At 67.5% G+C, this 9,602-nt stretch carries 7 protein-coding genes; all 7 read left to right on the top strand.

All coding sequences use genetic code 11. The annotated features are described in order from the left end of the window. The first annotated feature begins 12 nt into the window (after positions 1-12). Positions 13-1,344: an MFS transporter gene (locus tag J5226_RS03900; protein WP_215838552.1), complete on the top strand. Its 1,332-nt coding sequence runs from the start codon at positions 13-15 to the stop codon at positions 1,342-1,344. A gap of 127 nt (positions 1,345-1,471) precedes the next feature. Further along, positions 1,472-2,281, top strand: coding sequence for a DUF6875 domain-containing protein (locus tag J5226_RS03895; protein ID WP_215838551.1), 810 nt, complete (start codon positions 1,472-1,474; stop codon positions 2,279-2,281). Further along, positions 2,278-3,678, top strand: coding sequence for an NAD(P)/FAD-dependent oxidoreductase (locus J5226_RS03890; protein ID WP_215838550.1), 1,401 nt, complete (start codon positions 2,278-2,280; stop codon positions 3,676-3,678). The genes J5226_RS03895 and J5226_RS03890 overlap by 4 nt, the downstream gene beginning before the upstream one ends. A gap of 33 nt (positions 3,679-3,711) precedes the next feature. Then, positions 3,712-5,133 (top strand): MBOAT family O-acyltransferase, encoded by a 1,422-nt coding sequence (locus J5226_RS03885; protein WP_215838549.1) that lies wholly within the window; start codon positions 3,712-3,714, stop codon positions 5,131-5,133. Beyond that, positions 5,108-6,298 carry a hypothetical protein gene (locus tag J5226_RS03880; protein ID WP_215838548.1) on the top strand — a complete coding sequence of 397 codons (1,191 nt, stop codon included), beginning with the start codon at positions 5,108-5,110 and terminating at the stop codon, positions 6,296-6,298. Before J5226_RS03885 ends, J5226_RS03880 begins: the two co-directional genes overlap by 26 nt. 79 nt (positions 6,299-6,377) lie before the next feature. Then, positions 6,378-8,405: an acyltransferase family protein gene (locus J5226_RS03875; protein ID WP_215838547.1), complete on the top strand. Its 2,028-nt coding sequence runs from the start codon at positions 6,378-6,380 to the stop codon at positions 8,403-8,405. Positions 8,406-8,467: 62 nt separating this feature from the next. Next, positions 8,468-9,601, top strand: a complete 1,134-nt coding sequence (locus J5226_RS03870) for an efflux RND transporter periplasmic adaptor subunit (RefSeq protein ID WP_255322987.1) — start codon at positions 8,468-8,470, stop codon at positions 9,599-9,601. Position 9,602: the final 1 nt, after the last annotated feature.

The raw sequence follows: 9,602 nt of genomic DNA, 5'->3' as shown, positions 1-9,602 counted from the left end.
AGCGCTTCAGCCATGAGCCGTCTCGCGCTGTCGCGCAGTTTCGTATTGCTGTGGATCGGGCAAATGCTGTCCGGCATCGGCTCGCGCCTGTCCAGCTTCGCCTTGGGCTTGTGGGTCTTGCGCACCACCGGCTCGACCACCCAGTTCGCGATCACCTTCATCGTCACCGCGCTGCCGGCGATCTTCGCCGCGCCGCTGGCCGGCGCGCTGGTGGACCGCTGGGACCGGCGCCGCATCCTGATGACCTGCGAAGTGCTGTCGGCGCTGTTGATGGGCTCGCTGGTGCTGCTGCTGTCGCTGGGCCATCTCGCGGTCTGGCACGTGTACGCGGTGGCGGCGATGACGTCGCTGCTGGACAGCTTCCGCAACCCGGCGTTCCTGGCCAGCGTGCCGAGATTGGTCGCGCCCGATCAGCTGCCGCGCGCGAACGGTTTGGTGCATTCGGGCGAAGCGGCCGCGTCTATCGCCGGGCCGCTGCTGGCCGGTTTCCTGGTTGCGACCCTGGATTTCCGCGGGGTGTTGCTGATCGACGCGTCGACCTTCGTGATCGGCCTGATCACCTTGAGCCTGATCGCGATTCCGCGCGCGGAGCCAGCGCCCGACGAAGAACGCCAGAGCCCGTGGCGCGAGGCGCAGATCGGCTGGCGCTACGTGCGCGACCAGCCCGGCTTATTGGGCCTGCTCAAGGTCTACGGCTACAACCACTTCGTGTTCGCCGTGGCCAGCGTGCTGATCGCGCCGCTGCTGCTGTCGTTCACCACCGCGCAGTGGGTCGGCGTGCAGTACGCGACCAGCGGCGCGGGCCTGTTGCTGGGCGGTCTGGCGATGACGCTCACCGGCGGTTTGAAGAAGCGAATCGACGGGGTGCTGGTGTTTTCGATGATCGGCGGCGTGTTCCTGGCCGCCCACGGGGTCTATCCCGCGTTCGCCTTGGTCGTGGTTTGCGGCTTCGTGTTGTTCACGATGCTGCCGGCGATCGACGCCTCGAACAATTCGCTGTGGCAGAGCAAGGTGCCGGCGCAGCTGCAAGGGCGCTGCTTCGCGATCCAGGAGCTGGTGCTCAACGCGGCGATGGCCGTGGGCTACTGCCTCGCCGGCCCCTTGTCGGACTACGTGTTCGAGCCGGCGCTGCGCGAAGGCGGGTGGTTGGCCGGCTCGGTCGGATGGGTGATCGGCGTGGGGCCGGGCCGCGGCATCGGCCTGATGTTCGTGCTGATCGGCTTGTCGATGAGCCTGTACGCGCTGCGCGCCTATCTGGTGCCGGCGATCCGCCGCATCGACGAGATCCGCGACGTCGCGGCGCCGGAACCCAACAACCGCGTCTTGACCGAGCCCTCTTACTGAGGCCCGGCCGGACCGACAGTCGGCCCGAGGGACGGCCGTCTTCAACCCAAGGAAACGCAGCGATGGAACGGAAGTCTGCAGTCGAACGCAAACGTTGGCGAAACGAACGAACAGCAAGGAGCGCGAAATGACTACCCAGGGCGGATCCTCCCCGGCGCCGTGCAAGCACGCCGCCGCCGCGGCCAAGAACGCGCAAGCCGCCGCCGTGCCCGACGGCGTGCCGCGGCTGATGCGGGTCAGCGAGGTCGAGCGCGAGTGCGAGCCCGATTCGGTGCGCGCGCAGTTGCTCAAGTGGGTGCGCGAGTTCATCGGCGCGCCGCACCCGGAGCTCGGCCGCTCCGGCTCGATCTGCCCGTTCGTGCCCGGCGCGCTCAACATGGACACGATCTGGTTCGCCGAGGTGACCGAGGCCGAGCCGACCGCGGAGAGCATCGGCCGCATCATCAAGGAATACCGCAACGTGTTCCTGGCGACCGAGCCGAGCAAGGCGCCCGAGTCGATCAACAAGGCCTTCCTGGTCGCGTTCCCGACCCTGGCCGCGCGCGGCGCGGAAGGCACGGCGCTGGTCGACGAGGTTCAGTACCAGCTCAAGCCCTACTTCGTCGATCAGGGCATGATGCTCGGCGAGTTCCATTCGATGAACGAGAGCCCGGGGCTGCGCAATCCCGAGTTCCGTCCGCTGCGCAGCCCGGTGCCGATGCTGGCGATCCGGCTGATGGTGGAATCGGATCTGCCGTTCATGACCCGCGATCAGTACTCGCCGCAAGAGCGCGCGGCGTTCCTGCGTTCGTACCTGTACCGGCTCGGCGGCTCGCTCAAGCCGGTCAAGTTCAACGACGCGCTGGAGAAGCTGATCGTCGCCGAAGTGTCGATGCGCGCGCCGGCGCCGCAGGCGCGCAGCGCGCAAGCGCGCGACGAGGCGGCGGAACCGGCATGAACGCGAACCTCCTCGATCTCGCCGGCGGCGCCGACGCCGCCAACGCGCCCGATGCGCATGCGCCGCCGCAGAGCGGGCGCGTGGCCATCGTCGGCGGCGGTCTGGCCGGTTCGCTGCTGACCTTGGCGCTGGCCCAGCGCGGTTACGCGGTGGATCTGTACGAGCGCCAGAACGACCCGCGCAACCGCGGCGGCCGCGAAGGCCGCTCGATCAACCTCGGCCTGTCCAAGCGCGGAATGCGCGCGCTGGAACTGGTCGGCCTGCTGCAGACCGTGCTGGATACGGCGGTGACGATGAGCGGCCGGGTGATCCACGCGCCCGACGGCAGCACCCGTTACCAGCCCTACGGCAAGGACGCCGGCGAAGTCCTGCATTCGATCGACCGCAACGAACTGGGGCATTTGCTGCTCGATCACGCCGAGAAGCATCCGCAGGTGCGGCTGCACTTCGGCCACCGGCTGGCGCGGATCGACAAGGAATCGCGCACGCTCGAGTTCGAGACCGACGACGGCCCGGTGAGCGTGCGGCCGCAGTGGATGGTCGGCGCCGACGGCGCGTTCTCCAGCGCGCGGCGCGAGCTGCAGCGCGGGGTGCGCGCCAACTACCACCAGGAATACCTGGAGTGGGGCTACAAGGAACTGACCCTGGCGCCGGACGCCGACGGCAAGTCGGTGATCGAGCTGACCGCGCTGCACGTGTGGCCGCGCAGCCATTGCCTGTTCGTCTCGCATCCCAATCGCGACGGCTCGCACACGCTGACCTTGTTCCTGCCGTTCGAGGGCGAGGACAGCTTCGAGACCGTGCGCACGCCCGAGCAGATCACCGCGCTGATCGGCAAGTACTTCCCCGATCTGGTCGCGCTGCTGCCGGGGTTGCTCGAACAGTGGAGCCGCCATCCGATCGGCTCGCTGATCACCACGCGCACCGCGCCGTGGGCGTTCGGCGACTGGGCCGCGCTGGTCGGCGACGCCTGCCACGCGGTGTATCCGTTCTACGGCCAGGGCATGAACTCGGCGTTCGAGGACTGCTGCGTGCTGGTGAACGCGCTGGAAAGCCACCCGGACGACCGCGCCGCGGCGCTGCGCGCTTACGAGCAGGCGCGGCGCCAGCACACCGACGTGCTGTGCGAGCTGTCCAAGGAGAACTTCGTCGAGCTGCGCAAGAAAGTGCAGTCGCCGTGGTTCGTCGCGCGCAAGCGCCTGGACATCGCGCTCAACCGCGTGTGGCCGAAGCGTTGGCTGCCGCTGTACACGATGATCGCCCACACCACCATGCCCTACGGCGAGGCCAAGGCGCGGGCGCGGCGGCAGGACGCGATCCTCAACCGGGCGGCGGCCGCGTTGGCCGTGGGCGTCGCCGGCGCGATCGCGTGGGCGGCGTGGCGGTGGCTGCGATGAGCGCCGCCCGCATCCAAGGAATGGAGAGTCGCCGTGGTCTTTAATTCGCTCACGTTCCTGGTGTTTTTCGTGGTCGTGCTGTTCCTGCACAACCTGAAGCTGCCGTGGTCGGTCAAGAAGGCCAATCTGTTGGTGGCGAGCTATCTGTTCTACGCCGCCTGGAACCCGCCGTTCCTGTTGCTGCTGTGGGCGTCGACCGCGGTCGACTGGGCCGCGGCGCTGCAGATCCACCGTCAGACCGATCAACGCAAGCGCAAGCTGTGGCTGATCCTGTCGCTGATGTTCAACCTCAGCTTCCTGGCCTTCTTCAAGTACGGCAACTGGGCGCAGGAGAACTGGGCGGCGTTGATGGGATTGATCGGCGTGGAGTACAAGGCGCCGAAGTGGGACATCCTGCTGCCGGTCGGCATCTCGTTCTACATCTTCCATTCGATGTCCTACACCCTGGACGTGTACTGGAAGCGGGTCGAGCCGATTCCGAAGCTGTTCGATTTCGCCTTGTTCGTGGCCTTCTTCACCCAGCTGGTGGCCGGCCCGATCCTGCGCACCGCCGATCTGGTGCCGCAGTTCCAGCGTCCGCGCACCGCCACGGCCAACCAGTTGGGCTGGGGCTTGGCGTTGATGATCTTCGGCCTGTTCGAAAAAGTGGTGCTGGCCGACGCGATGCTGGCGCCGGCGGCCGACGCGGTCTACGGCTGGGGCGAACCGGTCAACGGCCTGGACGCGTGGGTGGCGACGATCTCGTTCTCGGCGCAGGTGTTCTTCGACTTCGCCGGCTACTCGATCACCGCCATCGGCGCGGCGATGTGCCTGGGTTTCAGCATCCCCAACAACTTCCGCGCGCCGTTCGCGGCGGTGGGCGTGGCCGAGTACTGGCGGCGTTGGCACATGTCGTTCTCGACCTGGCTGCGCGACTACGTCTACTTCCCGCTCGGCGGCAGCCGCAAGGGCGAGCTGCGCACCAACGTCAATCTGATGATCACCCTGCTCATCAGCGGCCTGTGGCACGGCGCCAACTGGACCTTCGTGGTCTGGGGCGGCGTGTTCGGATTGATGCTGTGCGCCGAACGCCTGCTGCGCCGCTGGACCAAGGGCTGGCGTTTTCCGCAGGGCGCTTGGTACGCGATCACCATGATGCTGTTCACCTTCACCTTGGTCTCGGCGATGCGCGTGCTGTTCCGCTCGCCGACGCTGACCGAGGCGATGTCGCTGTTCAAGAGCATGGTCGGCTTCCACCGCGACGCGCTGCCGGTGCTGTCGCTGTATCAGATCGGCCTCAGCACGCTGTGCATCGCCGCGACGCTGTTCGCGCATTGGAAGATGCGCGACAAGGAATTGGAAAGCGTGGTCGCGCGCACCCCGGCGTGGGTCGTGGTTTGCGCGCTCAGCGGCATGTTGTTCTTGACCATCATTACCCAGGGAAATGGCGATGGTTTCATCTACTTCCAGTTTTGACGGCACCGCGGCCGCGCCGGACTTGCTCGGCCCGGATCCGTCGCAGCGGTCGAAATCGGCCGTTTCCACCGCCGACTCCGAAAGCAGCTTCGGCACCGGGCTGCAGCGGCCGGTGCCGGATCATCCATGGCCGAAGATCATGGTCGCGGTGTTGGTCACCACCTTCGCGCTGATGCTCGGGTGGGAAATGGCGATGCGCAACCTCGGTCTGGCCGCGGGCGACCTCGACGACGACCGCGATTACTGGGTCGAGGAACGGCGCCGGCTCGACCGCTCGCCGGCCGACGCGGTGGTCATCATCGGCGACTCGCGCATCCTGTTCGGCACCGAACTGGCGAAGTGGAAGGAACTGACCGGGCGCCGCCCCGTGCAGCTCGCGCTGCCGGCGACCAGTTCGCTGCCGTTCCTGCACGATCTGGCCGACGACGAGCGCTTCAAGGGCTTGGTGGTGATCGGCATCAGCGAGCCGAGCCTGTTCACCGACGACTACGGCCGCCGCGTGTCGGTGCTCAAGTACCTCAAGGACCAGTCGCCGTCGCAGCGCTCGGGCCACTATCTCTACAAGGAAGCCTCGCGCCATCTGGCCTTCCTCGACAGCAACTACAAGGCCTTCGACCTGCTCAAGCGCCTGGACTGGCCGGTGCGCCCGGGCGTGGAACCGCTGGAGGTGTGGAAGATCAGCGAAGCCTACGACGACCGCCAGCTGTATCTGTGGAACCGGGTCGCGACCGATCCGAAATTGAACGCGCACGCGCGCTATGTGTGGCAGCAGTACTGGGAAGGCGATCCGGCCAGCCAGGAACTGATCGATTCCACCATCGCCAAGGCCAAGGTCGACATCGACCGCATCCGCGCGCGCGGCGGCGAAGTGGTGTGGCTGCGCGCGCCGTCGGCCGGTCCGCTGCTCGCGGCCGAGCACCAGCGCTTCCCGCGCGCGACCGGCTGGGACCGGATCGTGCGCGAAACCGGCAGCTTCGGGGTGAACTTCGAGGACTACGCGCAGATGCGCAACCTCGACATTCCCGAGTGGTCGCATCTCTCCCAGGCCGGCGCGCAGGCGTACACCGACGCTTATGTGCGCGTGCTGCTCGACCGCGTCGAATGGCTGAAGACCCGCAGCAAGGGCTGGCGCGAGGAGGGCAAGCGCAGACCCGGCGACGGATGAGCGCCGCGCGCGCCCGCGCGTAGCGCCCCACCGTTGTGCGAACCGAGTCAATCAGTCGATTACGAATACAGGTGTTCCCATGTCCTCAGCTTCCGTAGCCGTCGCCGCCGCGACGGCGAAAACCAAACCCGCCGCGCCGCATCTGGATTACCGGCCCGACGTGGACGGCCTGCGCGCCGTCGCCGTGTTGCCGGTGGTGATCTTCCACGCCTTTCCCGAGTTGATTCCCGGCGGCTTCGTCGGCGTCGACATCTTCTTCGTGATTTCCGGCTTTCTGATCACCGGCATCCTGCTGCGCGCGCTCAACAAGGGCGAATTCAGCCTGCTGGGCTTCTACGGCCGCCGCATCAAGCGCATCTTCCCGGCGCTGATCGCGATGATGCTGACCGTGTTCGCGCTCGGCTGGGCGGTGTTGTTGCCGGACGAATTCGAGCAGTTGGGCAAACACATCGCCGCGGGCGCGGCGTTCGTGCTCAACCTGAGTCTGTTCATCGACACCAATCTGTACTTCGGCGCGATCGAGGCGCCGCTCGTGCATCTATGGTCGCTGGGCGTGGAGGAGCAGTTCTACTTCGTCTGGCCGCTGCTGCTGTGGGCGACCTGGCGCCTGGGCCGCTGGCAGGTCGCGCTGCTCGCGGCGATCAGCGCGGTGTCGTTCTACCTCAACGTGTCGTCCGTGCACGAAGATCCGCTGCAGGCCTTCTACCTGCCGAGCAGCCGTTTGTGGGAACTCGCGCTCGGCGGTCTGCTCGCGTTCGCGACCCAGAACAAGGCCGCGCACGGCGGCCACGAAGCGCTGCCGGCGTGGGTGCCGCGCGCCGGCCTGTTCGGCGACAACGCCCGCGCCAACCTCGGCGCGGTGCTGCTGCTGGGCTCGTTCGCGTTCCTGCACAACAAGATGGAATTCCCGGGCTGGTGGGCGCTGGCGCCGGTGTTCGGCTCGGTGCTGCTGATCTCCGCCGGCCCCGACAGCTTCATCAGCCGGCGCGTGCTCAGCCAGCGCTGGATGGTGTTCGTCGGCCTGATCAGCTATCCGCTGTACCTGTGGCATTGGCCGCTGCTGTCGCTGGCGCACACCATGGACTGGCGCGACTACACCCCGGCGCTGCGCGTGGGGCTGGTGGCGCTGTCGGTCCTGCTGGCGTGGCTGACCTATCGCTTCATCGAGCGTCCGTTGCGCGGTTCGCCGAAAACCTTCAAGGTCGCCGGCGGCTTGTTCGCGACCATGGCCGTGTGCGCGCTCGGCGGCTGGCTGACCTACAAGACCCAGATCCCCTCGCGTCCGATTCCGGCCGACGTGGCCAAGATCCTGGCGGCGGAGAACGAGGATTTCCCGTACCCCGAAGAGCCCGGCATCCTCAACATCGGCGACGGCGCCAAGAAGGTTTTGTTCATCGGCGACAGCACCCTGGCGCAGTATCACGGCCGGGTCGAAAAGGTGCTCAAGGAAAATCCCGGCAACAGCCGCGGCGCGATCTTCGCCTGGCGCCCGGGCTGCGCGCCGCACGACGAAATCACCCGCGTCGCTCACGCCAAGTGCCGGCAGCTGCTGGCCGACGCGATCGCGCTGGCCAAGACCGATCCGATCGAATCGGTGGTGATCGGTTTCTCCTGGTACTCCTACCTCACCGGCAACCGCGACAGCGACCATGTCGGCGAAGTGCGTCCGCTGCTGCCGGTCGCCGATCCGGCGCTGGACAACGTGCGGCGCATGGTCGAAGGCTTCGCCGCGTCCGGCAAGAAGGTCTACATCGTGCTCAACGCGCCGCTGAATCCGGGCTTCGCGCCGCGGCAGATGGTGCAGCGCACGCTGTTCGCGCCGGGCTTCAAGGTCAACAGCCCGCCGGCGACCAAGGAAAGCCTGCTGCAGGCTTACGAACCCTTCCTGGCGCGTCTGCGCCAGATCGCCAAGGACAATAACGCCAGCCTGATCGATCCGCTCAGCGGCCTGTGTCCGGACGGCGTGTGCCGTTCGATCACCAAGGGCGACGAGCCGATCTATCGCGACACGTTCCACTTGCGCAAGTTCTATATTCTTGAGAGCGTCGGCTACATCGATCCGGTCGTTCTCGACGCCAGTCACGGCCCCGTGCCGGGCGGCCGCTAGGAGGAATCGTCGTGCGTTGGTCAGGAAGACGAGCCGCGGCGTTGGCCGCGGCATGCGCGGCCGTGTTGATCCTGCCTGCCTGCGGCGAAAGCCGCTCGCAGGAGGACGGCGCGGAGCCGCCGCCGCAAGTGGGCGTGGTCGAACTCAAGAGCGGCCCGCTGGAATTGACTCAGGACGTGCCGGGCCGCACCCGCGCCACGCAAGTCGCCGATATCCGCCCGCAGGTCGGCGGCATCGTGCACAAGCGTTTGTTCGTCGAAGGCCAGGCGGTGCGCGCCGGGCAGCCGTTGTACGAGCTCGACGCGGCGACTTACCGCGCCAGTTACAACAGCGCGCAAGCCGCGCTGCGCAAGGCCGAGGCGACCGCGAACGCGGCCCGCGCCACCGCGCGGCGTTCGCGCGAGCTGGTCAAGATCCACGCGATCAGCGCGCAGGACAACGAGAACGCGGCGTTGGCCGAGGATCAGGCCAACGCCGAAGTCGGCGTGGCGCGCGCGGCGTTGGAAAGCGCGCGGGTCAATCTGGCGTACGCGAGCATCGTCTCGCCCATCGCCGGGCGGATCGGCAAGTCGGACGTGACCGAGGGCTCGCTGGTCACCGCCAATCAGGACGCGCCGCTGGCCCTGGTGCAGAAGCTCGATCCGATCTACGTGGACGTGAACCAGCCCAGCGCGAACTGGCTCGCGCTCAAGCAGGCGATCGATTCCGGCCGCCTGCGTTCCAGCGGCGCGGGCGCATCGGTGAGCATCCAGCTGGAGAACGGCGCGCGTTATCCGCACCCAGGCCGGCTGCAGTTCTCGGACGTGACCGTCGATCCGGGCACCGGCAATTTCCTGCTGCGCGCGGTGGTGCCCAATCCCGATCTGACCTTGCTGCCGGGCATGTACGTGCGCGCCGCGATCCAGGAAGGCACGCTCGCCGACGCCTTGCTGGCGCCACAGCAGGCCATCGCGCTCGACGCCGACGGCAAGGCCAGCGCCTGGGTGGTCGGCCGCGACAACAAGGTCGAACGGCGCGCGGTGCGGGTCTCGCGCACCGTCGGCGACCGTTGGCTGGTCGAGGAAGGATTGAAATCGGGCGAGCGGGTGATCGTGGAAGGCGTGCAGAAAGTCGAGCCGGACATGAAGGTGCAGGCGGTGCTGGTGCAGCAGGCGCCGGCGCGCAAGCCCGACGCGCCCGCCGGCGCCGGCCGCTGAC

This window comes from Lysobacter sp. K5869 (genome assembly GCF_018847975.1).
Taxonomy (GTDB): domain Bacteria; phylum Pseudomonadota; class Gammaproteobacteria; order Xanthomonadales; family Xanthomonadaceae; genus Lysobacter.
Note: the sequence above shows the minus strand (reverse complement) of the source record. Positions and strands in the feature narration are given on the sequence as shown.

Bases quoted from the DNA above. Each gene is read 5' to 3' on its own strand.
- J5226_RS03900 (WP_215838552.1), top strand. From the start codon at position 13: ATGAGCCGTCTCGCGCTGTCGCGCAGTTTCGTATTGCTGTGGATCGGG.
- J5226_RS03890 (WP_215838550.1), top strand. From the start codon at position 2,278: ATGAACGCGAACCTCCTCGATCTCGCCGGCGGCGCCGACGCCGCCAAC.
- J5226_RS03875 (WP_215838547.1), top strand. From the start codon at position 6,378: ATGTCCTCAGCTTCCGTAGCCGTCGCCGCCGCGACGGCGAAAACCAAA.
- J5226_RS03895 (WP_215838551.1), top strand. From the start codon at position 1,472: ATGACTACCCAGGGCGGATCCTCCCCGGCGCCGTGCAAGCACGCCGCC.
- J5226_RS03880 (WP_215838548.1), top strand. From the start codon at position 5,108: ATGGTTTCATCTACTTCCAGTTTTGACGGCACCGCGGCCGCGCCGGAC.